This is a genomic window from Burkholderia sp. JKS000303 (assembly GCF_002563755.1).
Taxonomy (GTDB): Bacteria; Pseudomonadota; Gammaproteobacteria; order Burkholderiales; family Burkholderiaceae; genus Burkholderia; species Burkholderia anthina_B.
In genome coordinates this window covers 1,844,595-1,870,758 of the sequence record NZ_PDBZ01000001.1, presented here as the reverse complement: position 1 = coordinate 1,870,758, position 26,164 = coordinate 1,844,595, and the positions used below count along the sequence as shown (strand labels likewise).

Sequence of the window (26,164 nt, the reverse complement as noted above, 5' to 3'; positions counted from 1 at the left end):
GATTCGACGTTCACAACATGAAAAAACTGCTTAGCACGCTTCTTCTGTCCCTGGGCCTGGCTGCTGCCGGCTTCGCCCAGGCTTCGCCCGCCGCCCCCGTGTCCGGCAAGGACTTCGAGGTGATGAAGTCGCCGCAGCCGGTGTCCGCGCCGGCCGGCAAGGTCGAAGTGATCGAGTTCTTCTGGTACGGCTGCCCGCATTGCTACGAATTCGAGCCGACGATCGAGGCCTGGGTGAAGAAGCAGGGCAACAACATCGACTTCAAGCGCGTGCCGGTGGCATTCCGCGACGACTTCATCCCGCACTCGAAGCTGTACTACGCGGTGTCGGCGCTCGGCATCTCGGAGAAGGTCACGCCGGCGATCTTCAACGCGATCCACAAGCAGAAGAACTATCTGCTGACGCCGCAGGCGCAGGCCGACTTCCTGGCGACGCAAGGCGTCGACAAGAAGCAGTTCATGGATGCCTACAACTCGTTCAGCGTGCAGGGCGAGGTGAAGCAATCGGCCGAGCTGCTGAAGAACTACGCGATCGACGGCGTGCCGACGGTCGTCGTCCAGGGCAAGTACAAGACGGGCCCGGCTTACACGAACAGCATCCCGGGCACCGCACAAGTGCTCGACTATCTCGTGAAGCAGGTTCAGGACAAGAAGCTCTGATCCCCGCCCGCGCGCCGGCATGACTACTCCGCTGAAGGTCTTCATCACCGGCGCGTCGAGCGGCCTCGGCCTCGCGATGGCCGAGGAATACGCCCGCCAGGGCGCCACGCTCGCCCTCATCGCGCGCCGCACCGATGTGCTCGATGCATTCGCGCGGCGCTTCCCGAAGCTGTCGATCTCCGTCTATTCCGCCGACGTGCGCGACGCCGATGCGCTCGCCACGGCCGCCGCGTCGTTCAGCGCCGCGCACGGCTGCCCCGACGTCGTGATCGCAAATGCAGGCATCAGCCAGGGCGCCGTCACGGGCCAGGGCGATCTCGCCGCGTTCCGCGACGTGATGGACATCAATTACTACGGGATGGTCGCGACGTTCGAGCCGTTCGTCGGCCCGATGACGGCCGCGCGGCACGGCACGCTGGTCGGCGTCGCGAGCGTCGCCGGCGTGCGCGGCCTGCCCGGCTCCGGCGCATACAGCGCGTCGAAATCGGCCGCGATCAAGTATCTCGAGGCGTTGCGCGTCGAGCTGCGCCCGGCTGGCGTCGGCGTCGTGACGATCGCGCCCGGCTACATCCGCACGCCGATGACCGCGCACAACCCGTACCGGATGCCGTTCCTGATGGACGCCGACCGCTTCGCCGCGCGCGCGGCACAGGCGATCGCACGGCAGCATGCGTTTCGCGTGATTCCGTGGCAGATGGGCGTGGTCGCGAAGGTGCTGCACGTGCTGCCGCGCTGGCTCTACGACCGCCTGTTCGAGAAGGCGCCGCGCAAGCCGAAGGCCGGCGCACACTGAACGCCCCGAGCGCACCGGGCACCCGGTGCGCCGTTGTCGGCACCGAGCCGGATTCGTCCGCGCCGTCGTGCCACCTTCCAGCCACACACAATCGTCGCTCGACGATGCTGCGATCCCGGCAATTTCGCCGCCCCCGCGTCGATCCCGCCTGTCTCCACTGATGCCCTCGCGTTGACCGACCGGCCGTCGCTCGCCACCCCGCCGCACCCGCATCTGCCGCCATCCCGCCGCCCCAACATGCATTCCGCAGCGAACGCAGCCGTTTCTCGGTCAACTCACCGCGTTCCGGCGCCTTTTTTCACGCGTCGCGCGCTTTGACGGTATGCTATTCGCCAGCCGCGCCGGCCCCGCTCGCTTCCTGGCCGCGCCCGCATCCCGTCACCCAGCAAAAAACACAAGCCACGTGGGAGATCCTATGCACGTCAAGCTGTTCGCCGCGGCCGCGGTCGCCGCCGCCCTCGCCGCTCCCGGCCTCGTCGCCGCGAAGCCGCTCACCGTCTGCACGGAATCGAGCCCGGACGGCTTCGACGTCGTGCAATACAACTCGCTCGTGACGACCAACGCGTCGGCCGACGTGATCTTCAACACGCTCGTGTCGTACGACGAAGCCGCGAAGAAAGTCGTGCCCGCGCTCGCCGACAAATGGGACGCCAGCGCCGACGGCCTGACGTACACGTTCCACCTGCGCCCGAACGTCGCCTTCCAGACCACCGACTACTTCAAGCCGAGCCGCCCGCTGAACGCGGACGACGTCGTGTTCACGTTCACGCGGATGCTCGACGATTCGAACCCGTGGCACAAGGTCGCCGGCGCGAGCGGTTTCCCGCACGCGCAGTCGATGGGCCTCGTGAAGCTCGTGAAGTCGGTCACGAAGGTCGACGACAACACGGTGAAGTTCGTGCTGAACGAGCCGAACGCGACGTTCGTGCCGATCCTGACGATGGGCTTCGCGTCCATCTACTCGTCCGAATACGCGGACCAGCTGCTGAAGGCCGGCAAGCAGGCCGACCTGAACGCGAAGCCGATCGGCACGGGCCCGTTCGTGCTGAAGAGCTACACGAAGGACGCGCTGATCCGCTACGACGTGAACCCGACGTACTGGGGCGCGAAGCCGAAGGTCGACCGGCTGATCTACGCGATCACGCCCGACGCGTCGGTCCGCATGCAGAAGGTGAAGGCCGGCGAATGCCAGATCGCGCTGTCGCCGAAGCCGCAGGACGTGCTCGCCGCGAAGGGCGAAAGCGCGCTGAAGGTCGTGCAGACGCCCGCGTTCATGACCGCGTTCGTCGCGCTGAACACGCAGAAGAAGCCGCTCGACAACGACAAGGTGCGCGAGGCGCTGAACCTCGCCTTCGATCGTGCGACCTACCTGAAGGTGGTGTTCGACAATACCGCGACGCCCGCGAACAACCCGTATCCGCCGAACACGTGGAGCTACGCGAAGGACATCGCGCCGTATCCGTACGACCCCGCGAAGGCGAAGCAGCTGCTCGCGCAGGCAGGCTACCCGAACGGCTTCCCGACGACGATCTGGACCCGCCCGACCGGCAGCGTGCTGAACCCGAACCCGAAGGCCGGCGCGGAACTGCTGCAGGCCGACCTCGCGAAGATCGGCGTGAAGGCCGAAGTGAAGGTGATCGAGTGGGGCGAGCTGATCAAGCAGGCGAAGCTCGGCCAGCATGACATGCTGTTCATGGGCTGGGCCGGCGACAACGGCGATCCGGACAACTATCTGTCGCCGCTGTTCAGCTGCAACGCGGTGAAGTCGGGCATCAACTTCGCGCGCTTCTGCGACGCGCAGCTCGACAAGCTGATCGCCGACGGCAAGTCGACCGCCGACCAGGCGAAGCGCGCGAAGCTGTACGAAACGGCGCAGAAGATCATCCACGACCAGGCGCTGTGGATTCCGCTCGGCTACCCGACCGCGGCGGCGCTCACGCGCTCGAACGTGAGCGGCTACCACGTCAGCCCGTTCGGCCGTCAGAACTTCACGACGGTCTCCGTGCAGTAACCGCGCGTAGCGCGCAAGCGACGGCTTCATCGCCGTTCGCTTGCGGCTCGCGCGCCGCGCTTGCTACACTGCGCGCTCATTCCTCATACCGGACGCCAGCCAAAGTGAACCACTAAGCCTTCCCAAAAATGTTTTCGCCGCCGTGCCACGCACGCCGCGCGAAGGGTTTCACACATTTTCGGAGGTGCTTATGGCTGCTGCCACGCCGACCGGCGCGCTCGTCGCGCTTCATCACGTTTCCTTCCGCTTCGACGACGGCGTCACGCTGTTCGATTCGCTCGACCTCGCCATCGACCGCACGCTCACGGGCATCGTCGGGCGCAACGGCGTCGGCAAGAGCCTGCTCGCGCAACTGATCGCGGGCCGGCGCACGCCGCACACGGGCACGATCGAGCGGCACACGCCGGTCGCCTACGTCGCGCAACAGCACGACGACGCGCCGAACGACACGCGAACCGTCGCCGAAATCGCCGCGCTCGATGCGCCGCTCGCCGCCCTCGCCCGCGTCGCGGACGGCCACGCGAATGCACCCGACTTCGACCTGATCGGCGAGCGCTGGGATCTGGCCGAGCGTCTGCGTGCCGCGCTCGACGCAGCCGGCCTGCCGGACGTGCGCGCCGACACGCCCGCGCACACGCTGAGCGGCGGCCAGCTCGCGCGTGTCGCGCTGATCGGCGCGCTGCTGTCGGACGCCGGACTGCTGGTGCTCGACGAACCGACCAACCACCTCGATGCACCGGGCCGTGCATGGCTGCGCGCGGCGCTCGACGGCTGGCGCGGCGGCGTCGTCATCGTCAGCCACGACCGCGCGCTGCTCGCGCACGTGCAGCGCATCGTCGAGCTGACGCCGCACGGCGCGCGCGCGTATGGCGGCAACTACGCGCTGTATCGTGCGCAGCGCGACGCGGAACAGGATGCCGCGCAGGCCGCGCTCGAGCATGCCCGCACCGAGCGCGGACGCGTGCGGCGCCGGCTCGAGCAGGAACACGACACGATCCAGCGCCACGCGGCCGGTTCGCTGCGCGAGGCGAAGACGGCCAACCTGTCGTCGGGCGCCCGTCAGAGCCGCAAGGGTGCGGCGCGCGGCATCATGGGGACGGTGCGGCGTCATCAGAACGACTTCAAGGCGACGCTCGACGCGCGCGTACAGGAGGCCGCCGCGCGCGTCGAAGCCGAGGCGCCGGTGCTCGTGTCGTTACCAGGCACCGAGGTCAGCGCGCGCCGTCAGCTGTTTACGCTCGATCGCGCGCAATTGCCGTGGTGCGCGGACGCGATCACGTGGTCGGCCAGCGGCCCGGTTCGCATCGCGCTGACGGGCCCGAACGGCTGCGGAAAATCGACGTTGCTGCGAATGCTCGCCGGCGAACTCGCGCCGCGTTCGGGCACCTGCACGACGCACGTGAGCGCCGCGTATCTCGACCAGCGGCTCGCGCTGCTGGATCCCGAGCGCTCGATCGTCGAGCAGTTGGGACGCTGCGATACGCCGCTCGCCGAAGGCGACCTGCGCAGCCGGCTCGCGCTGCTGCAGCTCGACGCCGCGCGCGCGACGCAGCCGGTGCAGCGCCTGAGCGGCGGCGAACGGCTGAAGGCCGCGCTCGCGTGTGCGTTGTGGCGCGGCACGCCGGCGCAGTTGCTGCTGCTCGACGAGCCGACCAATCACCTCGATCTGGAATCGGTGCGCGCGATCGAAGCCGCGCTGGCAGGCTTTCCCGGTGCGATCGTGGCCGCGTCGCACGACGCCGCGTTTCTCGCGGCGCTCGAGCCGACACACACGATGCACTGGCAGCGCGACGGGTGGCGTTACGAACCCGTCGCGTGACGTGACGCCGCGCGCTCAGCGCGCGGTGCGAAACCGCAGCACGCCGTCGTCGCCCTGCTCGCGCACGAGCTCGCCCGCAAGCCACAGCAGGTTCAGGTGGGCGAGCGCCTCGCCGAGCGCGAACGTCATCTGGTGGATGTCGAGCTCGCGGCGACGGAACATGATCGGCACGATGTCGGCTGCGCTCGCGGGCTTCTCCGCACACGCGACGCGCACTTCGTCGAGCCGCGCGTCGTGATGGGCGCGCAGTTGCGCGATGCGCGTACGCACGCCGCGGAACGGCTTGCCGTGCGACGGCAGCACGAGCGTGTCGGGCGCCATCGTCTCGTAACGGCCGAGCGATTCCAGATACAGCGCGAGCGGATTCGATTCCGGTTCGAGATCGAACACGGACACGTTCGTCGAAATACGCGGCAGCACCATGTCGCCGGAGATCAGCACGCCGTCCGCTTCGCTGTGGAGCGCGCAGTGCTCAGGCGAATGGCCGTAGCCGGTGACGACGCGCCACGTGCGTGCGCCGATCTTCACCGTATCGCCTTCGCGCAGGCGCCGGTAGCGCGGCGGCACGGCCGGCACGAGATCCGCGTAGTAGCTGCGGCGGCTGCGCAGCTTGTCGAGCGCGGCGGGATCGGTCAGCCCGTGACGCGCGAAGTGATCGGCCGCGGCCGCGCCGCCCGCGTTCGAGCCGTTGCCGGCCGCCATCAGGCAGCCGAACATGTATTCGCCGAGCGTCATCCACAGCCGCACGTTCCAGCGGCCCTTGTCGCCGCCTTCGCACAGCCAGTTCGCGAGACCGAAGTGATCGGGGTGGCAGTGCGTGACCAGCACGCGCAGCACCGGCAGCCCGTCGAGATGCTGGTCGAAGATCTGTTCCCAGTGCGTGCGGATCGCGTCCGACGAGATCCCGCAGTCGACGACCGTCCAGCCGGCCTGCCCGTCGATCTCGTCGCGCAGCAGCCAGAGATTGATGTGGTCGAGCGAGAACGGCAGCGGCATGCGCAGCCAGCGCACGCCGGGCGCGACCTCGAACGTGTCGCCCGCGGCGGGCAGCGTGTCGGCGAAGGGGTAGTCGAGTTGGTGTTCCAGGGCGTTCATCGGTGGGGTGTCTCGTCGTTATCGTTGCGGTACGGTTGCCGGTGCGGATGCGAAAGCGCCGCGGCGGGCATCGCGTCGATTCTATCGCCGTCGCGCGAAACGCGTGCCCGGCGTGCGCTCGCCGGTCAAAAAAAGTTCGTGCCAGAATCCGTTCCGTACCCGTATCTTTACGCGAAGATGCATCGAACGGCACCCAACGGCGAATAACCTGCACATTGGCGACGATCGGTGCCGCACTGCGAAAGTCATGGAATCGCCGACTTGGGCGCTAAAATGGCGACTGCTTACAGCCCCTCTTGAACGAGCCTGCACGCAATGAATCACTTCCCCAAACTGCTGTCGTCGCAGATCGGTTTCGACGTCGCGCAGACGATGCTCGAATACTTCGACCGCCACTACCGGATCTTCCGGGAGGCTGCCGTCGAAGCGAAGACGCTATACGAGCGCACCGACTGGCACGGGCTGCAGCGGCTGGCGCGCGAGCGGATCACGTCGTACGACGATCGCGTGAAGGAATGCGTCGAGGTGCTGCAGGACGAATACGACGCGGAAGACATCGACGACGAGGTGTGGCAGCAGATCAAGCTGCACTACATCGGCCTGCTCACGTCGCACCGGCAGCCCGAATGCGCGGAAACGTTCTTCAATTCGGTGTGCTGCAAGATCCTGCACCGCTCGTATTTCAGCAACGATTTCATCTTCGTGCGGCCCGCGATCTCGACCGAGTATCTCGAGAACGACGAGCCGGCCGCGAAGCCGACCTATCGCGCGTACTACCCGGCCACCGACGGGCTCGCCGCCACGCTCGAGCGCATCGTCACGAACTTCCAGCTGGAGCCGCCGTTCGAGGATCTCGCGCGCGACATCGGCTGCGTGATGCAGGCGATCACCGACGAATTCGGCCAGTTCGAAGCGGCGCCGAATTTCCAGATCCACGTGCTGTCGTCGCTGTTCTTCCGCAACAAGAGCGCGTACATCGTCGGCCGCATCATCAACGCCGATCGCGTGCTGCCGTTCGCGGTGCCGATCCGCCACGTGCGACCGGGCGTGCTCGCGCTCGACTCCGTGCTGCTGCGCCGCGACCAGTTGCAGATCGTCTTCAGCTTCTCGCACTCGTATTTCCTCGTCGACATGGGCGTGCCGTCCGCGTACGTGGAGTTCCTCTGCACGATCATGCCGGGCAAGCCGAAGGCCGAGATCTACACGTCGGTCGGGCTGCAGAAGCAGGGCAAGAACCTGTTCTACCGCGACCTGCTGCACCATCTGTCGCATTCGAGCGACCGCTTCATCATCGCGCCCGGGATCAAGGGCCTCGTGATGCTGGTGTTCACGCTGCCGTCGTTCCCGTACGTGTTCAAGATCATCAAGGATCACTTCCCGCCGCCGAAGGAAACGACGCGCGCGCAGATCATGGAGAAGTACCAGCTCGTGAAGCGCCACGACCGCCTCGGGCGGATGGCCGACACGCTCGAGTATTCGAGCGTCGCGCTGCCGATCGCGCGGCTCGACCATGCGCTCGTGCGCGAACTGGAAAAGGAAGTGCCGTCGCTGCTCGAATACGAGGACGGCAACCTCGTGATCAAGCACCTGTACATCGAGCGCCGGATGACGCCGCTGAACCTGTTCCTGCAGAACGGCACCGATGCGGACATCGAGCACGGCGTGAAGGAGTACGGCAACGCGGTAAAGGAGTTGATGAAGGCCAACATCTTCCCCGGCGACATGCTGTACAAGAATTTCGGCGTCACGCGCCACGGCCGCGTGGTGTTCTACGATTACGACGAAATCGAATACCTGACCGACTGCAACGTGCGGCGCGTGCCGCCGCCGCGCAACGAGGAAGACGAACTGTCCGGCGAACCGTGGTATACCGTCGGCCCGCACGACATCTTTCCGGAAACCTACGGACCGTTCCTGCTCGGCGACCCGCGCGTGCGCTCGGTGTTCATGAAGCATCACGCGGACTTTTTCGAACCCGCGCTGTGGCAGGCGAGCAAGGACAAGCTGCTGCAGGGCGAGTTGCCCGATTTTTACCCGTACGACGTGTCGATACGCTTTCGCGTGCGCTACCCCGAGCGCTTCGACGCGACCGACGCCCATGACGGCGAAGGCGACGCGCAGCGCGCCGCCTGACGCCCGAGCACCTCGAACCCGTTATCGACCCGATTTCCGCCAACGGAATCCACACCGATGAATACCCAAGACAATCCGCTTTCACACCTGTTCGACAACAACGACGCCTGGGTCAAGCGCCAGCTCGCCGACGATCCGGAGTTCTTCGCGCGTCTGGCCGACCAGCAAGCGCCGGAATATCTGTGGATCGGGTGCTCGGATTCGCGCGTGCCCGCGAACCAGATCATCGGCCTGCCGCCGGGCGAAGTGTTCGTTCACCGTAACATCGCGAACGTCGTCGTGCACAGCGACCTGAACTGCCTGTCGGTGATCCAGTTCGCGGTCGACATCCTGCGCGTGAAGCACATCATGGTCGTCGGCCACTACGGCTGCTCGGGCGTGAACGCGGCGCTGCACAACCGGCGCGTCGGCCTCGCCGACAACTGGCTGCACCACGTGCAGGACGTGCGCGAGCGTCACGCGGCGCTGCTCGACGAATGGCCGGTCGGCGAAGCGCGCTATCGCCGCCTGATCGAGCTGAACTCGATCGAGCAGGTCGTCAACGTGTGCCGCACGACGATCGTCAACGACGCATGGGCGCGCGGCCAGTCGCTCACCGTGCACGGGCTCGTGTACGGCGTGCACGACGGGCGCATGCGCAACCTCGGGATGTCCGTGTCGAGCTTCGACGCGCTCGATTCGACCTATCGGCGCTGCGTCGCGGCGCTCACCGCGCGCGGCCAGCATGCGCCCGACAACGACATGGTCGCCGCGGACGCGGCACGGCTCGACGGCGTCGCGCAGGCGGTCGCCGCGACGCTGAAGCCGTGCGATGACGCGAAGTAACCGGCACGGATGCCGACGCGGCGCGCGGCGATCCCCACGGGCATGAACTGATCTGACACCGGTACCGCCACCCCGGCGGTGCAACGAAAAGGAGCGGCGAACATGAAAACCGTACTGATCGTCGGCGCGTCGCGCGGCCTCGGACGCGAATTCGTCCGGCAATACCGGCGCGACGGCTGGAACGTGATCGCCACCGCGCGCGACGACGCGTCGCTCGTCGCGCTGCGCGAGCTCGGCGCGCACGCGCATGCGCTCGACATCGCGCAGCCCGAGCAGATCGCGGCGCTCGGCTGGACGCTCGACGGCGAACGGCTCGACGCGGCGGTGGTCGTGTCCGGCGTCTACGGGCCGCGCACCGAAGGCGTCGAAACGATCGCCGCCGAGGATTTCGACGCGGTCATGCATACGAACGTGCGCGGGCCGATGCAGCTGCTGCCGGTCCTGCTGCCGCTCGTCGAGGACGCGCGCGGCGTGCTGGCCGTCATGTCGAGCCGGATGGGCAGCATCGCCGAGGCGACCGGCACGACCGGCTGGCTGTATCGCGCGAGCAAGGCGGCGCTGAACGACGTGCTGCGCATCGCGTCGCTGCAGACGCGCCACGCCGCGTGCATCTCGCTGCATCCGGGCTGGGTGCGCACCGACATGGGCGGCTCGCAGGCCGCGATCGATCCGGAAACGAGCGTGACCGGCATGCGCCGCGTGATCGCCGAAGCCGGCGCGGACATATCGCAGGCCAACGGCCGATTCTTCCAGTACGACGGCGTCGAGCTGAGCTGGTAAGCCGGATTCACAACCCGGCGTCGTTAATTCACGATTCGCATGACTTTGAACCGACCTGACGCGTGCCCGTGCGGCGGCGCGTCCCCCGCGCCTGCCGGCAAAGCGCCGGCCCCGCGCTATGCGGCCTGCTGCGGCCGCTTCATCGACGGCGGCGAAACCGCCCCCACCGCGCTCGAATTGATGCGTTCGCGGTACAGCGCGTACGTGCTCGGCGCGACCGGCTACCTGCGCGCGACCTGGGCGGCGCGCACCTGCCCGGCCGATCTCGATGCCGACCCCAATGCGCCCGACGCACCGCGCTGGCTCGGCCTCGCCGTCAAGCGTCATGCGCCGCTCGACGAACGGCACGCGGAGGTCGAATTCGTGGCCCGCTACAAGGTCGGCGGACGCGCGTACCGGCTTCATGAAACCAGCCGTTTCGAGCGCGACGAGCAGGGTTTCTGGCGCTACGTTGACGGCGAAGTAAGTGAACGCTGACAAATAGTTGCTGTGTCAGACGCCGGGTAATTCCCGCATTGCACAACCCGAATTTGTCGGGCTACGATGACCGTCAGATTGGTCATGTTGCATGGCAGGGCTTACGAATGGCGTTCAGCAAGGTATTGGTGGGATGGATGGCGGCCTGTGCGCTGTCGGCCGCTCAGGCCGGTACGCTGCCGAACGCAAATGCCGACGCATCCGCGGCAAACGGCTCGCTCGCCCATGCCGAGCGTTTCGACTACGGCGATTCGGGCCTCCCGCAGGTCGCCGCGAACCTCAACGAACAGATCATCAGCATTCCGGCCGATGCGTCGGGCTCCGTGATGCTCGAGGCCACGCTGTTCAAGCCGAACGGCCCCGGCCCGTTCCCGCTCGTCGTCTTCAACCACGGCAAGAACACCGGCGATCTGCATCAGCAGCCGCGCAGCCGCCCGGTCGCGTTCGCGCGCGAATTCGTGCGCCGCGGCTATGCGGTCATCGCGCCGAACCGCCAGGGCTTCGCCGGTTCGGGCGGCACGTACCAGCAGGAAGGCTGCAACGTCGAGAAGAACGGCCTCGCACAGGCCTCCGACGTCGCCGCGACGATCCGCTACATGTCTCGCCAGTCGTACATCGACCCGTCGCGCATCGTCGTCGCGGGCACGTCGCACGGCGGCCTCGTGTCGGTCGCGTACGGCACCGAAGCGGCGCCCGGCGTGCGCGGCATCATCAACTTCTCCGGCGGGCTGCGCCAGGATCTCTGCGACGGCTGGCAGCGCAATCTGGTCGACGCGTTCGACCAGTACGGCGCGCATACGGCCGTGCGCTCGTTGTGGCTGTACGGCGACAACGATTCGGTGTGGACGCCGGCGCTCGTCGCGCAGATGCACGATGCGTACGTGTCGCATGGCACCCAGGCGCAATTCATCGACTACGGCCGCTACAAGGACGACGCGCACCGGCTGATCGTCGACCGCGACGGCGTGCCCGTGTGGTGGCCGGCCGTGCATGCGTTCCTCGCCGAACTGAACCTGCCGACCTCGGTCCGCTACGCGGTCGCCAACCCGCATGAGCCGAATGCGACCGGCTACGCATCGATCGATGCAGTCGACGCGGTGCCGTTCCTCGACCAGGCCGGCCGCGATGGCTATCGCCACTTCCTGAGCCAGCACCCGAGCCGCGCGTTCGCGGTGTCGGCCGAAGGCGCCTGGTCGTGGGCCGAAGGCGGCGACGACCCGATGGCGCTCGCGCTCGACAACTGCGCGAAGCAGGGTGCGGGCGCATGCCGGCTGTATGCGGTCAACGAGCGTGTCGTGTGGAACGCGACCGCGACGCAGACGGCCGACAACGGCGACGGCAATCCGCAGCACGACGCCGATACGCGCGCGCTGGCTTCGCGCTGATCCGGGACGCGCGGCGCCCTTCCGCGCGCGTCTTTTCTCCGTCTGCCTTCCCCTTCTCCGTTTCGCGAACGCTCGCGTTCAACCCGCGACGACGCTCGCACCCGCCCGGTGCCATATGAGCCGCCCATGCGCCTCCTGCGACGACTTGCGCGGGCCGGCCTCGGCGCCCTTCCCGAACGGCTGCGGCGCCAGATTCAACACACCATTCGCCCATCGCGGCACGCATTCCGCGCGGTTTCGCCCCCCCTTTTCTCCTTCCCGCCCCCATTTTTCACCGTCGGCCGCCCGCCTGCCTCACGATTTTTTTCTGTCGGGGGGTGTCACTCGAACGTCGTCATCTGCGGTCATTTCGGGATATCTGGCGCGTACCGTTCCGAGCGCCTCCGATCTGCGCCGAACTCCCGTCCGGCAAGGCTTTGCGGCGTTTGTAACCAGTAGTGCAACGGGCCGCGGAACACGCTAATCTCAGCGCGTTTTCGTCTGTCGCCGCGCGGTATCGCGTTCGATACCCGCCGCCGTTTTACCCCCGGAGTTGCCTTGAGTACGCCAGCCACCGACGACTGGGTCGCGCGCAGCCTGCGCGCGGTCTGGCATCCCTGCACCCAGATGAAGCACCACGAGCGCCTGCCGCTCATTCCCGTCGCGCGCGGCGCGGGCGTATGGCTATACGACCGCGACGGGCGCCGCTACTTCGATGCGATCAGCTCGTGGTGGGTGAACCTGTTCGGCCATGCGAACCCGGACATCAACGCAGCGCTGAAGGACCAGCTCGACACGCTCGAGCACGCGATGCTCGCGGGCTGCACGCACGAGCCGGCGATCGAGCTCGCCGAGCGCCTGCACGCGCTCACCGCGCGCACGCTCGGGCATGCGTTCTTCGCGTCGGACGGCGCGTCGGCGGTCGAGATCGCGCTGAAGATGAGCTTCCACGCGTGGCGCAACCGCGGCCGCGCGGACAAACGCGAATTCGTGTGCGTCGCGAACAGCTATCACGGCGAGACCATCGGCGCGCTCGGCGTGACCGACGTCGCGCTGTTCAAGGACGCGTACGACCCGCTGATCCGCAATGCGCACGTGGTCGCGTCGCCCGACGCGCGCGGCGCGCTGCCGGGCGAGACGGCCGCGGATGTGGCGGGCCGCGCGCTCGACGACGTGCGGCGCCTGTTCACGGAACGCGCCGACCGGATCGCCGCGCTGATCGTCGAGCCGCTCGTGCAGTGCGCGGCCGGCATGGCGATGCACGATCCGTCGTACGTGCGTGGGCTGCGCGCGCTGTGCGACGAATTCGGCGTGCACCTGATCGCCGACGAGATCGCGGTCGGCTGCGGCCGCTCCGGCACCTTCTTCGCATGCGAGCAGGCCGGCGTCTGGCCCGATTTCCTGTGCCTGTCGAAAGGGATCAGCGGCGGTTATCTGCCGCTGTCGCTCGTGCTCACGCGCGACGACGTGTACGCGGCGTTCTACGACGACGACATGACGCGCGGCTTCCTGCACTCGCATTCGTACACCGGCAACCCGCTCGCGTGCCGCGCGGCGGTCGCAACGCTCGACCTGTTCGCCCGCGACGACGTGCTCGCGGCCAACACGCGCAAATCGGCGGCGCTGCGCGCCGCACTCGCGCCGCTCGACGCGCACCCGCAGGTACGCCACCTGCGCGAACGCGGCACGCTGTTCGCGTTCGACGTCGCGCTCGACGGCGATGCGGCACGCGGCTTCTCGCGGCGCTTCTTCGAACGGGCGCTCGAACGCGAACTGCTGCTGCGCCCGATCGGCACGACCGTGTACCTGATGCCGCCGTACGTGATGAGCGACGACGACATCGCGTGGCTCGCGCAACGCACGCGCGACACGCTCGACGCGACGCTCGCGGAGGCAACATGACGACACAACAGCCCCCACGCTCACTTCGTTCGCTGCCCCCCGAGGGGGCGGCTGCCTCCCTTGGGGCGGCCCGGCGGGAGGCAACGCCCCCCCTGCTCGACACGCTGCAGCGCGGCCTCGCCGAACTGGACACGCAAGGGCTGCGCCGCGTGCGACGCACCGCCGACACCGCGTGCGACGCGCACATGCGCGTCGACGGCCGCGACATCATCGGCTTCGCGAGCAACGACTACCTCGGCCTCGCCGCGCACCCGGCGCTCGTCGCCGCGTTCGCCGAAGGCGCGCAGCGCTACGGCTCCGGCAGCGGCGGCTCGCATCTGCTCGGCGGCCATTCGCGCGCGCACGCGACGCTCGAGGACGAGCTCGCCGGCTTCGCGGGCGGCTTCTCCGATGCGCCGCGCGCGCTGTACTTCAGCACCGGCTACATGGCGAACCTCGCCGCGATGACCGCGCTGACGGCCAAGGACGCGACGATCTTCTCCGACGCGCTGAACCATGCATCGCTGATCGACGGTATCCGGCTGTCACGTGCGAACGTGCAGGTCTACCCGCATGCGGACACCGCCGCGCTCGCCACACTGCTCGACGCGTCCGATGCGGAAACGAAACTGATCGTCAGCGATACCGTGTTCAGCATGGACGGCGACATCGCGCCGCTCGCCGAACTCGTCGCGCTGGCGGAGCGCCACGGCGCGTGGCTCGTCGTCGACGACGCGCACGGCTTCGGCGTGCTCGGCCCGCAGGGGCGCGGCGCGCTCGCGGCCGCCGCGCTGCGCTCGCCGAACCTCGTGTACGTCGGCACGCTCGGCAAGGCCGCCGGCGTCGCGGGCGCGTTCGTCATCGCGCACGAGACGGTGATCGAATGGATGATCCAGCGCGCGCGCAGCTACATCTTCACGACGGCCGCGCCGCCGGCCGTCGCGCATGCGGTATCGGCAAGCCTGAAGGTGATCGGCGGCGACGAAGGCGACGCGCGGCGCGCGCACCTGGCCGCGCTGATCGAGCGCACGCGCGTGCTGCTGCGCACGACGCGCTGGCAGCCGGTCGATTCGCACACCGCCGTGCAGCCGCTCGTGATCGGCAGCAACGACGCGACGCTCGCCGCGATGCGCTCGCTCGACGCGCACGGCCTGTGGGTGCCCGCGATCCGGCCGCCGACGGTGCCGGCCGGCACGTCGCGCCTGCGCATCTCGCTGTCGGCCGCGCATTCGTTCGACGATCTCGCGCGGCTTGCAATCGCGCTCACCGAAGCCAGCGAGCAGGCAGCATGAACGCCCCCCTTTCCCTGTTCGTCACCGGCACCGACACCGAGATCGGCAAGACCTTCGTCTCGGCCGCATTGCTGCATGGCTTCGCGCGCCACGGCTTGCGCGCGGCCGCGCTGAAACCCGTCGCGGCCGGCGCATATGAACGCGACGGCGTGTGGCGCAACGAAGACGCGGACCAGCTCGATGCGGCCGCGAACGTCGTGCTGCCGCCCGAACTGCGCACGCCGTTCCTGCTGAAGGCGCCCGCGGCCCCGCACATCGTCGCCGCGCAGGAAGGCGTGACGCTCGACATCGGCACGATCGTCGCGAGCCACCGCGAAGCGCTGACGCGCGCGGATATCGTCGTCGTCGAAGGCGTCGGCGGCTTTCGCGTGCCGCTCAACGATACGCAGGACACGGCCGATCTCGCGGTCGCGCTCGGCCTGCCCGTCGTGCTCGTCGTCGGCGTGCGGCTCGGCTGCATCAGCCACGCGCTGCTGACCGCCGACGCGATTCGCCAGCGCGGCCTCACGCTCGCGGGCTGGGTCGCGAACCACGTCGATCCGGCCATGTCGTACGCCGACGAGAACGTCGCGACGATCCGCGACTGGCTCGCGCGCGAGCACCGCGCGCCGCTGCTCGGCCGCATTCCGCACATGAGCCCGGCCGCCCCCGAATCCGCCGCGGCGATGCTCGACATCGCCGCGCTCGTCGATACGCTGCGCCACGCGCAGCATTGACGCCCCCCATCCCCGAATCCACGAATCCACGACAGGAAAACCACCATGACCCAAGCCCAGACCGCCGCCGTGCAACCCGACGCGATCCCCGTGGCCGCACCGACGTCGCAGCGCTGGCGCGTCGCGGACGTCGTCGCGCTGTTCGCGCTGCCGTTCAACGACCTGATGTTCCGCGCGCAGCAGGTGCACCGCGAGCACTTCGACGCGAACGCGGTGCAGCTGTCGACGCTGCTGTCGATCAAGACGGGCGGCTGCGAGGAAGATTGCGGCTACTGCTCGCAGTCGTCGCATCACGACACGGGCCTGAAGGCCGAGAAGCTGATGGACGTCGATACGGTGCTCGACGCCGCGCGCGCGGCCAAGGCGAACGGCGCGAGCCGCTTCTGCATGGGTGCGGCGTGGCGTAATCCGAAGGAGCGTCACATGCCGGCGCTGACCGAGATGGTGCGCGGCGTGAAGGAGCTGGGCCTCGAAACCTGCATGACGCTCGGCATGCTCGAGGATGAGCAGGCGCAGCAGCTCGCGAACGCCGGCCTCGACTACTACAACCACAACCTCGACACGTCGCCGGAGTTCTACGGTCAGGTGATCTCGACGCGCACGTACCAGGATCGCCTCGACACGCTCGACCGCGTGCGCGATGCGGGCATCAACGTGTGCTGCGGCGGCATCATCGGGATGGGCGAATCGCGCCGCGAACGCGCGGGCCTGATCTCGCAGCTCGCGAACCTGAACCCGTACCCGGAATCGGTGCCGATCAACAACCTCGTCGCGATCGAAGGCACGCCGCTCGAAGGCACCGCGCCGCTCGACCCGTTCGAGTTCGTGCGCACGATCGCGGTTGCGCGCATCACGATGCCGAAGGCCGTCGTGCGCCTGTCGGCCGGCCGCGAGCAGCTCGACGACGCGATGCAGGCGATGTGCTTCCTCGCGGGTGCGAACTCGATGTTCTACGGCGATCAGCTGCTGACGACGAGCAACCCGCAGACGCAGCGCGACCGCGCGCTGTTCGAACGCCTCGGCATCCGCTCGAGCCAGGCGGACGGGCTGGCGGAGAACGCGTAAGCACGGTATCGCGTTTGGCGCGCAGACGAAAAAGCCGGGGCATGCCCCGGCTTTTTTTCATCCGGCCGTCTGAACCGGGTTGCGCGGCACGTTGCGCGGGCCGCGCGCGTGCGCGTCACACGTGCGCCGCCGCGCCGTCGAGTGCGGCCCGCACGCGCGCGACCTGCTGCGCGTCGACGGGCGCCAGCACCTCGCCGCGCGGCCGCACGCCCGAGCCGAAATGCACCGCGCGTACGCCGGTGGCGTGCACGAAATCGCCGACCGCATCGACCGTGAGCCCCGAGCCGGCCAGCACCGTGCACGTCGAGCCGGCGGCCTGCCGCACCAGGCGCGTAATCGTCGCGGCCGCGTCGAGCACCGACGGATGGCCGCCGGAGGTCAGCACCGACGTGACGGCCGGCACGCGCAGCAGCGCGTCGAACGCGGCATTCAGATCGCGCGACACGTCGAACGCGCGATGGAACGTCAGGTCGCGCCCGTTCGCGGCGGCGGCGATGCGCGCGAGCGCGTCGAGATCGACGTCGCCGCGCGCATCGAGCGCGCCGAACACGACACCGTTCGCGCCAGCAGCAACGGCCGCACGAACGTCGCGCTCGATCACGCGCAGGTCGTCGGCGTCGTAGACGAACGCGCGGCTGTGCGGGCGCACGATCACGTTGACGGGAATCGGCACGGCGGCCACGACGGCCTCGATCAGGCCGACGCTCGGCGTGAGCCCGCCTTCGCTGATCGCGGTGACGAGTTCGAGCCGGTCTGCGCCCGCGCGGGCGGCGGCCTTCGCATCGCCGACGGTCGTGGCGATCACTTCGAGGAGGACGGAAGAGGCGGCGTTTCGGTTCATGGGCGGCCCGCGAATCGTCAGGACAATTCGCGCATCCTAGCCGAGCCGCGTGACGGACGCCAGCGTGCCGGCCGCCGCGCCGTGAGTCACGTCGTCAGCCGCGCCGCGCGAGCCACACGCCGACGAGCGCGGACAGGCCGGTCATCACGGCGCCGGGCGCGAACCGGAACATCCGCGCGTTCACGTCCACGCCCTGCTGCTGCATCACCTCGACGAGTCCCGGCGCCAACAGCAGCGTCACCCAGCCGATCATCCCGAACGCGGTGGTCGCGGTCGCGATGAGAAGCGCGATGCCCGCGCCGCGCGCGCGTGGCCGGAACGCGCCGGCAAACGCGCCCACGGCCAGGAGCACGGCCGACAACACGCACAGCACGGTGACGAACACGAGCATCGCCCCCGCATGACCGAGCTTCAGGAACGCCAGTGTCTGCGCGGTGATCACGCACATGCCCGCGATCGTGAACAGCACGATCGCCAGCGCGTTGCGCACGACAGTCATGCGTTCGCCTGGAAATACGCGGTCGCGGGGCGCCGGAACATCAGGTAGACGAACAGCGCGAACAGCAGGACGCCCGGAATCAGCACCGCGTACATCGACGCCGGCATGTTGACGAACGAGAACGCGAAGCTGAACACGGATACCGCGATGTAGGTCTTGCGCGACCATTCGCGGCCCTTGAGGATCGCGATGCCGATCACGATGTTCACGACTTCGAGAATCACGCTGATGCCGAGCGTCGCCCAGACGGGCAGCAGGTAGTGCGACAGCAGCGCCTGGGTGGTCGGCATGCCGATCGTGAAAGGCGTATAGATGCACGTGATCGCGTTGGTCACGATGATGATCCACGCGAGAATGGTCAGCGAAATCGGTCTTTTCATTGTGTTTTCCTTGTTATTCGCCGCCATGGTGGCCCCCGGGACGGCGCGCTCGCGGTCACGATGGCCGCGGTCGGGCCATTGTCTGGGAAGCGCGCGGCGAACGCAACGGCCGGTACGCGCCGCTCGCCCCGCTCACCGCCGGCGGTACGCGCGGCGCTAGCCGGCGTCCGCTGCGTCGTCGCCCCAGTCGATATCGCCGCACAGCACGTGCTGCGCATCGCCGATGCGCACGGCCACCGACAGCGTCACGCACGGCTGCGCCTCGTTGATCGACAGGTACGGGCGCGTCACCTGCACGCGCCCCGGCTCGGCGATCGCCGTGCGGAAATACGGCCGGCGCAGCCAGTTCGCCCCCTGCGCATCCGCGAGCGGCGAAAAGCGCGCCTCGGCGAGCGCGCGGTCCGCGCGCAGCACGACGTTGCGGCCCGACTGGCGGCCCCGCGCGTCGAGCAGGAAGCAGCGTGCCGCATCGTCGAGCGCGAGGAAATTCCAGCACACCTCGTCGAGCGGTTCGCCGGCCGCCAGCCGCTCGGCCGCGCGCTCGAACGCGCGCAGGTACGGCGCGAGCCGCTGCGCGTCGCGCCGCTCGCGCGCATCGGTCTGCAGACGGAAGCGCTCGGTCAGCTCGCCGATGCAGCCGGTCGCGGCCGCGCTGTCGGGCAGCCCGGGCGCCGGACGGCCGAAGTAATAGCCCTGCACGAAATCGGCCTCGCACGACAGCGCGATCTGCGCGTCGTGCTCGGTCTCGATCCCTTCGACGAGCACGAGCTTGCCGGCCTCGTGCAGCAGCGTGACGAGCCCGTGCAGGATCGCGGTGAGCCCGGTGCGGTGCGCCGCGTGGGACAGCATGATGCGGTCGAGCTTCACGATGTCCGGATTCAGTTGCCAGATCCGCTCGAGGTTCGAGTGCCCCGCGCCGAAATCGTCGAGCGCGATCAGGAAGCCCTGCGCGCGGAATTCGCGCACGGCGTCGGCAAGCCGCTCGACGTCGTCCGCGCGCTGTTCGAGCACTTCGAGCACGACGCGGCGCGGCGGCATGCCGAGCCGCTTCAGGTTCGCGAGCAGCGCGGCGGCCTGGAACGGATCGGTCAGCACCTCCGGATGCACGTTGAGGAACAGCCACTCGCGCTCCGCGCCGAGCAGCCCGAAGTTCTCGAGATGCAGCGCCTGCGCGAGCCGGTCGAACTGCAGCAGCTCGCCCCGGCGCGCGGCCTCGCCGAACACGTCGAGCGGCGACACCGCGCGATCGAGCCCGTCATGCGCGCGCAACAGCGCCTCGTAGCCCACCGCGCGCTGGTGCGACAGGCTGAAGATCGGCTGGAACACAGTCGTGAGCGTCAGGTCGCGATACTGCGTCGCCAGACGTTCGAGGCCGGAACTCATCTCCAGCTCGAAACGGTACGGCGACGCGGCGGCCGGACGCTCCTGTTGCTCGATCGTCATACCTTCCTCCTCGTGATGCAGTCGAATGCGGCAGGCGTTCGAAACGGCGCGCGCAATGTCATGGTGTAGCCCTCGGTTGCCCGGCCCGTGCCGGACGGCAGACAAGCATCAAGCAAGCTCCGTGCAAGCCGTGAATACGGGCGCCGCGCTCGTGTGCGGCCCCGTCGCACCATCGTGGCGCACCCGCGATGCACCGTTTTCGTGCACGCGCACCGGGCACTCGAGCGCACCTGTCACGCTGTCACGCTACACTCCGTACGATCGTTTCATTCCCACACTTGCCGTATCGATGGAAATCGTCTTCACCGTCCTGATCCTGCTGCTCACCGTCGCGCTGTCCGGTGCAATCACGCGCCTGCTGCCGTTGCGGCTCCCGCTGCCGCTGATGCAGATCGCGTTCGGCGCAATGCTCGCGTGGCCGAAGCTCAACCTGCACGTCACGTTCGATCCCGAAATCTTCATGCTGCTGTTCATCCCGCCGCTGCTGTTCGCGGACGGCTGGCGGATTCCGAAGCGCGAGCTGTACCTGCAGCGCCGCGCGATCCTGATGCTCGCGTTCGGGCTCGTGTTCATGACGGTACTCGCAGTGGGCTACTTCGCGCACTGGCTGATACCCGAGTTGCCGCTGCCGATCGCGTTCGCGCTCGCGGCCGTGCTGTCGCCGACCGATGCGGTCGCGCTGTCGGGGATCGCCGGCAAAGGCCGCATCCCGCCGCAGCTGATGCACATCCTCGAAGGCGAGGCGCTGATGAACGACGCGTCCGGCCTCGTCGCGCTGAAGTTCGCGGTCGCGGCCGCGCTCACCGGCATGTTCTCGCTGCGCGAAGCGTCGGTCACGTTCGTGATCGTCGCGGCCGGCGGGCTCGCGACGGGCGCGGTCGTGTCGTGGGTGTTCAGCGCGCTGTCGACGCGCTTCCTGAACGCCGAGCAGGAAGGCGATCCGGCCCCGGGCATCGTGATGACGCTGCTCGTGCCGTTCGCCGCCTATCTGTTCGCCGAGCACCTCGACCTGTCGGGCGTGCTCGCGGCGGTGTCGGCCGGGATGATGATGAACTACACGAGCTTCTCGCGTAAAAGCACGGTCGCGTCGCGCGTGCGCGCCGAAAGTACGTGGGCGATGATCGAGTTCGTGTTCAACGGCATGGTGTTCATCATGCTGGGGCTGCAGTTGCCGCACATCATCGGCCGTGCGCTGGTCGATGCGCACCACACGAGCGACGCGCTCGTCGGCCGGATGATCTTCAACGTGTGCGCGATGATGCTCGCGCTGTATGCGATCCGCTTCACGTGGGTGTGGCTGCTGCGCTGGATCGCGAGCCGTCGCGCCGCACGCCAGGGCCTCGCGGGCACGATGGCCGGCATCCGCACGATCGCGGTGATGACGGTCGGCGGCGTGCGCGGCGCGGTCACGCTCGCGGGCGTGCTGTCGATTCCCGTCGCGCTGTCCGACGGCGCGCCGCTACCCGGGCGCGACACCGCGATCTTCATCGCGTCGGCCGTGATTCTCGGTTCGCTGATCGTCGCGGTGATCGGCCTGCCGCTGCTGCTGCGCGGCGTGCGCTCGACGCGCAACCCGCTCGCCGACGAGGAGCGCACCGCCCGCGCGGCCGCCGCGCAGGCCGCGATCCGCGCGATCGATTCGTCGCACGACGCGATCTCGGTCGATCTCGACGAATCGGGCGCCGCCCGCTGCGCGGACATCTCCGCACGCGTGATGGACCAGTACCGCCGCCGCCTCGCCGCACTCGCCGAGGACAGTCCGACGCCGCGCGCGGAAGCGAAGCAGGCCGAAACGATGGAACTGCAGATGCGCATCGCCGCCGTGCGCGCGGAACGTTCGGTGCTGTACCGGCTGCGCAGCGAAAGCAAGATTTCGGACGAGACGCTGACCAAGCTGATCCGCGAGATCGACCTGTCGGAAACCGCGCTGTCGACGCGCAAGAAAGGCATCGTCTGAACCCGGCGCACGCGGTGCCGTTGCCCGGCCGGCCATAAAAAAACGGCGACGCGCGAGCGTCGCCGTTTTCACATCGACCGCTCGTTCGCGTTACTTCGCGACGACGACCGGAATCCCCTTCAGCATCCCGGCGCCCTTCAGCTCGTCGACGGCGTGCTGCACGGCCGCGCTGGTCGCCGCGTCGATGCCGAGCTGCAGCGCGAGTTCGCGCTCCGCGCGCTTCACGCCGGCGAGATTGCGCACCTTCACGTGACCGAAGCCGCGCACGCGGGCGGGCAGGTCGGCCAGTTGCGCGACCTGCGCCGCATTGCCGGCATTCGTCACGGCGAGCGCGCGCGCGAGCGTCGTCTCGTAGTCGTCCGCGAGCGCACGCTCCATCCTGCGCTCGACCGTGCGGCCGAACGGATCGAGCCACGTGCCGCGCAGGTTGCGCACGCGCGCGAGCGTGCCGAGCACCGGCCACATCCACTGGCCGAACACGCGTTTCTTCGGCACGCTGCCGTCGCTGCCCGCCTTCGCGACGGTCGGCGGTGCGAGGTTGAACTTCACGCGATAGTCCTGCCCCGGCACGCCTTCGAACTGCGCTTCGAGCGCGGTGCGGAACGTGCCATCCGCGTACAGTCGCGCGACCTCGTATTCGTCCTTCACCGCGAGCAGCCGATAGAACGTCGTCGCGACCGCACGCGTCAGCGCGTCGTCGCCTTTCGCACGCGCCGCGTTCACGAGCGCCCGGTAGCGTTCGACGTAACGCGCGCCGCCGTAGGCATCGAGACGCGCCTCGCGATCGGCGATCAGCTCGGCGAGCGTCTGCGGTGCGGCCTGCGCGGCCACCGCGTGACGCGCATTCCACAATGCGTCGAGACCGGCCGCGTCGCCGGCCGCCATCCGGCCGATCGAGAACGCGAGCTTGTTCATCGGCACCGCGACGTTGTTCAGCTCGATCGCGCGCATCATCGCCGCGAGCGACACCGGCACGAGGCCGAGCTGCCATGCGTAGCCGAGCATCAGGATGTTCGCGCCGATCGGGTCGCCGAGGAATTTCGCGGCGAGCGCCTGCGCGTCGCAGCTCGACAGGTAGCCGTCGCCGGCCGCGTGATGCATCTTTTCGAGCAGCGCGTCCGCATGCAGGTTCGCGTCGGGGTTCTGCACGAACGACGCATTCGGAATCCGGTGCGTATTGACGACGATCCGCGAACGCTGGTGGCGCACCGTCTGCAGCGCCTCGGCGCTCGCGCCGACCACCATGTCGCACGCGAGCAGCACGTCGGCCTGCTGCGTGTCGATGCGCACCTGGTTCAGCCACCGGTCGCTCGACGCGATCCGCACGAACGACAGCACCGAGCCGCCCTTCTGCGCGAAGCCCATGAAGTCGAGCACCGACGCGCTCTTGCCTTCGAGGTGCGCGGCCATGCTGATCAGCGCGCCGACCGTCACGACGCCCGTGCCGCCCACGCCCGTCACGAGCATGTCGTACGGCGCCGCGTCGAGATGCGTCGCCGGCACCGCCAGCGCGTCGACGCGCGCGGCGAGCGCCGCCTCGTCGAATGCCGCGCCCGCGGCCTTCTTCAGTGCCGCGCCTTCGACCGTCACGAAGCTCGGGCAGAAGCCGTTCACGCACGAGTAGTCCTTGTTGCACGACGACTGGTCGATGCGGCGCTTGCGGCCGAGCGGCGTCTCGAGCGGCTCGACCGACAGGCAGTTCGACTGCACGCCGCAGTCACCGCAGCCTTCGCACACCGCGTCGTTGATGAACAGGCGCTTGTCCGGGTCGGGGAATTCGCCTTTCTTGCGGCGGCGACGCTTCTCGGCCGCGCAGGTCTGGTCGTAGATCAGCACGGTGACGCCCGGCGTGTCGCGCAGTTCGCGCTGCACGGTGTCGAGCTCGCTGCGGTGATGGAACGTCGTGCCGGTCGGGAACTGGCCGTGGTGGCCGTCGTACTTCTCCGGTTCGTCGGACACGACCACGAAGCGCGACACGCCTTCCGCCTCGACCTGCCGCGCGATCTGCGGCACCGAGATGCTGCCGTCGACCGGCTGGCCGCCCGTCATCGCGACCGCATCGTTGTAGAGGATCTTGTACGTGATGTTCGCTTTCGCGGCGACTGCCTGGCGGATCGCGAGAATGCCCGAGTGGAAGTAAGTGCCGTCGCCGAGGTTCTGGAACACGTGCTTCGTGTTGGTGAACATCGCGTGCGCGGCCCAGTCGACGCCTTCGCCGCCCATCTGGATCAGGCCGGTCGTGTCGCGCTCCATCCACGACGCCATGAAATGGCAGCCGATGCCGGCCTGCGCGATCGAGCCTTCCGGCACCTTCGTCGACGTGTTGTGCGGGCAGCCCGAGCAGAAATACGGCGTGCGCTTCACCGCATCGGCCTCGTTCGACAGGATCTGCGGCGCGACGAGATCGACGACGCGCTCGCGGCGATCGAGCGCCGGCTTGTGGCGCGCGAGCCAGTCGGCGAACACCGGCAGGATCCGCGACGGGCGCAGTTCGCCAAGCTCGGACAGCAGACACGCGCCAGCCGCATCGTGCTTGCCGAGCACGCGCGGGCGCGCGCCGTCCGCGCGGTTGTACAGGTAGTCCTTGATCTGCTGCTCGATGACGGGGCCCTTCTCCTCGATCACCAGCACTTCGGCAAGCCCGTCGACGAAGGTCTCGATGCGCGTCATCTCGAGCGGATACGACAGGCCGACCTTGTAGATCCGCACGCCGGCCGCGTCGAGATCGGCGACCGTCAGATCCAGGCGGCGCAGCGCTTCCATCAGGTCGAGGTGCGCCTTGCCGCAGGTGACGATGCCGACGTTCGCCTGCGCGCCCGGCGCGATCCACTTGTCGATGCTGTGGGTGCGCGCGAAATGGCGCACCGCGTCGAGCTTCGCGGCGAGGCGCGCCTCGATCGTGAGGCTCGGCAGGTCCGGCCAGCGGTTGTGCAGGCCACCCGCCGGCGGCGTGAAGCCCGCGGGCGCCGGCCACTGCGTCTGCAGCGCGTCGAGATCGACGGTCGAACCCGATTCGACCGTCTCCGAGATCGCCTTGAAGCCGACCCATGCGCCCGAGTAGCGCGACAGCGCCCAGCCGTACAGGCCGAATTCGAGCATGTCGGCGATGTTCGACGGGTTCACGACCGGCATGTGCCACGCCATCATCGCGAAGTCGCTCTGGTGCGGCATCGATGACGACACGCAGCCGTGGTCGTCGCCCGCCACCACCAGCACGCCGCCGTGCGGCGACGAACCGTAGGCGTTGCCGTGCTTGAGCGCATCGCCCGCGCGGTCGACGCCCGGGCCCTTGCCGTACCACATCGCGTACACGCCATCGACGGTGCGCTCCGGGTCGGCCTCGACGCGCTGCGTGCCGAGCACCGCGGTGCCGCCGAGTTCCTCGTTGATCGCGGGCAGGAAGCGCACGCCGCTGCCGTCGAGCAGTTTCTTCGCCTTCCACAGCTGCTGGTCGACCATCCCGAGCGGCGAGCCGCGATAGCCGCTGACGAAGCCGGCCGTGTTCAGCCCTTGCGCGGTGTCGGACGCGCGCTGCATCAGCAACAGGCGAACCAGTGCCTGCGTGCCGGTCAGGAAGATCCGGCCGCGCGTGGCGGTCAGGTTGTCGGTCAGACGGTAGTCGGATAGTGCGGGCGTGCCATCGACGGGCAGGCGAGCGGTCATGGGGATGTCTCCGGATTGTGCTGTTCTGGGCTGCGCGGGGGCGTCGGGCGACGCCGGCCGTGGCAGCTGGATAGCTCTATTTTTTCGCGGAGAGGCGAGAAAGTTTTTTCTCATCTTGCTCGGGCGGGGCGATAGCGAGAAAAACTGCGCAGGTTTTGGGCGGGATTTGAGAGAGTTTTCGCGCGGGGTGCTGGCGGGCGGTTGATGGCGTGTCGGGGCGCTCGGATGAATGGTCGTGAAACGGCGAGGATGCGCAGCGAGCGGGCGGCGCGCCGGGTGACGGGCGCTCGCGCCCCGTGTGGCAAGGGTTTGAGCGACTGATGACGGGTGCGCTCACCGATGAAATGCACAGCGTTCCGACTGGTCGGAGATGCGGGATGTCCACATCTGCGGACTGCCCGGGCAATCGGATGCGCACCCTCACCTTTCGGTTGCACAGGGTTTCGACTGGCGTCGGGACCGGGATTTCCA

The 26,164-nt window shown here is 68.4% G+C and carries 20 protein-coding genes; 14 read left to right on the top strand and 6 right to left on the bottom strand.

The annotated features are described in order from the left end of the window. Positions 1-17 precede the first annotated feature (17 nt). The 4 genes from BX604_RS09080 to BX604_RS09065 all read left to right on the top strand — a co-directional run bounded on the left by BX604_RS09080 (position 18) and on the right by BX604_RS09065 (position 5,282). Positions 18-659, top strand: coding sequence for a thiol:disulfide interchange protein DsbA/DsbL (locus tag BX604_RS09080; protein WP_098550452.1), 642 nt, complete (start codon positions 18-20; stop codon positions 657-659). A gap of 19 nt (positions 660-678) precedes the next feature. Then, entirely contained in the window at positions 679-1,452 is a 774-nt protein-coding gene (locus BX604_RS09075) for an SDR family oxidoreductase (RefSeq protein ID WP_098550451.1), read from the top strand. 415 nt (positions 1,453-1,867) lie between these two features. Next, positions 1,868-3,463: an ABC transporter substrate-binding protein gene (locus BX604_RS09070; RefSeq protein WP_098550450.1), complete on the top strand. Its 1,596-nt coding sequence runs from the start codon at positions 1,868-1,870 to the stop codon at positions 3,461-3,463. A 190-nt stretch (positions 3,464-3,653) separates the two neighbouring features. Further along, a complete protein-coding gene (locus tag BX604_RS09065) occupies positions 3,654-5,282 on the top strand; it encodes an ABC-F family ATP-binding cassette domain-containing protein (protein WP_098550449.1) in 1,629 nt (542 codons plus the stop codon). A 15-nt stretch (positions 5,283-5,297) separates the two neighbouring features. Here the strand turns inward: BX604_RS09065 and BX604_RS09060 are convergent, their stop codons facing one another. Then, entirely contained in the window at positions 5,298-6,377 is a 1,080-nt protein-coding gene (locus BX604_RS09060; protein WP_098550448.1) for an MBL fold metallo-hydrolase, read from the bottom strand. 315 nt (positions 6,378-6,692) lie between these two features. Between BX604_RS09060 and aceK the strand changes: the two genes are divergently transcribed. The 9 genes from aceK (at position 6,693) to bioB (ending at position 16,910) form a co-directional block, all read left to right on the top strand. Further along, complete coding sequence (gene aceK / locus BX604_RS09050; RefSeq protein ID WP_098550446.1) at positions 6,693-8,510, top strand: bifunctional isocitrate dehydrogenase kinase/phosphatase; 1,818 nt, start codon at positions 6,693-6,695, stop codon at positions 8,508-8,510. Positions 8,511-8,567: 57 nt separating this feature from the next. Further along, positions 8,568-9,335, top strand: a complete 768-nt coding sequence (gene can / locus BX604_RS09045; protein WP_098550445.1) for a carbonate dehydratase — start codon at positions 8,568-8,570, stop codon at positions 9,333-9,335. Positions 9,336-9,437: 102 nt separating this feature from the next. Further along, a complete protein-coding gene (locus BX604_RS09040) occupies positions 9,438-10,115 on the top strand; it encodes an SDR family oxidoreductase (RefSeq protein ID WP_098550444.1) in 678 nt (225 codons plus the stop codon). A 39-nt stretch (positions 10,116-10,154) separates the two neighbouring features. Further along, positions 10,155-10,592, top strand: a complete 438-nt coding sequence (locus tag BX604_RS09035) for a YchJ family protein (protein WP_098550443.1) — start codon at positions 10,155-10,157, stop codon at positions 10,590-10,592. Positions 10,593-10,699: 107 nt separating this feature from the next. Then, positions 10,700-11,977 (top strand): dienelactone hydrolase family protein, encoded by a 1,278-nt coding sequence (locus tag BX604_RS09030; protein ID WP_098550442.1) that lies wholly within the window; start codon positions 10,700-10,702, stop codon positions 11,975-11,977. 537 nt (positions 11,978-12,514) lie between these two features. Further along, a complete protein-coding gene (gene bioA, locus BX604_RS09020; protein WP_098550440.1) occupies positions 12,515-13,858 on the top strand; it encodes an adenosylmethionine--8-amino-7-oxononanoate transaminase in 1,344 nt (447 codons plus the stop codon). Then, complete coding sequence (gene bioF, locus BX604_RS09015) at positions 13,855-15,129, top strand: 8-amino-7-oxononanoate synthase (RefSeq protein WP_257146287.1); 1,275 nt, start codon at positions 13,855-13,857, stop codon at positions 15,127-15,129. Before bioA ends, bioF begins: the two co-directional genes overlap by 4 nt. Next, positions 15,126-15,845 (top strand): dethiobiotin synthase, encoded by a 720-nt coding sequence (gene bioD / locus BX604_RS09010; protein ID WP_098550439.1) that lies wholly within the window; start codon positions 15,126-15,128, stop codon positions 15,843-15,845. Before bioF ends, bioD begins: the two co-directional genes overlap by 4 nt. Positions 15,846-15,890: 45 nt before the next feature. Next, positions 15,891-16,910, top strand: a complete 1,020-nt coding sequence (gene bioB / locus BX604_RS09005; protein ID WP_098550438.1) for a biotin synthase BioB — start codon at positions 15,891-15,893, stop codon at positions 16,908-16,910. 115 nt (positions 16,911-17,025) lie between these two features. Here the strand turns inward: bioB and BX604_RS09000 are convergent, their stop codons facing one another. From BX604_RS09000 to BX604_RS08985, 4 genes are all read right to left on the bottom strand, one after another. Continuing rightward, positions 17,026-17,751: a copper homeostasis protein CutC gene (locus tag BX604_RS09000; protein WP_098550437.1), complete on the bottom strand. Its 726-nt coding sequence runs from the start codon at positions 17,749-17,751 to the stop codon at positions 17,026-17,028. 94 nt (positions 17,752-17,845) lie between these two features. After that, positions 17,846-18,250, bottom strand: a complete 405-nt coding sequence (locus BX604_RS08995) for a hypothetical protein (RefSeq protein ID WP_098550436.1) — start codon at positions 18,248-18,250, stop codon at positions 17,846-17,848. Further along, entirely contained in the window at positions 18,247-18,630 is a 384-nt protein-coding gene (locus tag BX604_RS08990; RefSeq protein WP_098552784.1) for a hypothetical protein, read from the bottom strand. Before BX604_RS08990 ends, BX604_RS08995 begins: the two co-directional genes overlap by 4 nt. 156 nt (positions 18,631-18,786) lie before the next feature. Further along, the gene (locus tag BX604_RS08985) at positions 18,787-20,073 is read right to left on the bottom strand and encodes a sensor domain-containing phosphodiesterase (protein WP_098550435.1); all 1,287 of its coding nucleotides are present in this window, start codon (positions 20,071-20,073) and stop codon (positions 18,787-18,789) included. A gap of 289 nt (positions 20,074-20,362) precedes the next feature. Here BX604_RS08985 and BX604_RS08980 point away from each other — a divergent pair, with 289 nt between their 5' ends. Beyond that, the gene (locus tag BX604_RS08980; protein ID WP_098550434.1) at positions 20,363-22,030 is read left to right on the top strand and encodes a Na+/H+ antiporter; all 1,668 of its coding nucleotides are present in this window, start codon (positions 20,363-20,365) and stop codon (positions 22,028-22,030) included. 90 nt (positions 22,031-22,120) lie between these two features. Here the strand turns inward: BX604_RS08980 and BX604_RS08975 are convergent, their stop codons facing one another. Beyond that, positions 22,121-25,693, bottom strand: a complete 3,573-nt coding sequence (locus BX604_RS08975) for an indolepyruvate ferredoxin oxidoreductase family protein (protein ID WP_098550433.1) — start codon at positions 25,691-25,693, stop codon at positions 22,121-22,123. Positions 25,694-26,164 lie beyond the last annotated feature (471 nt).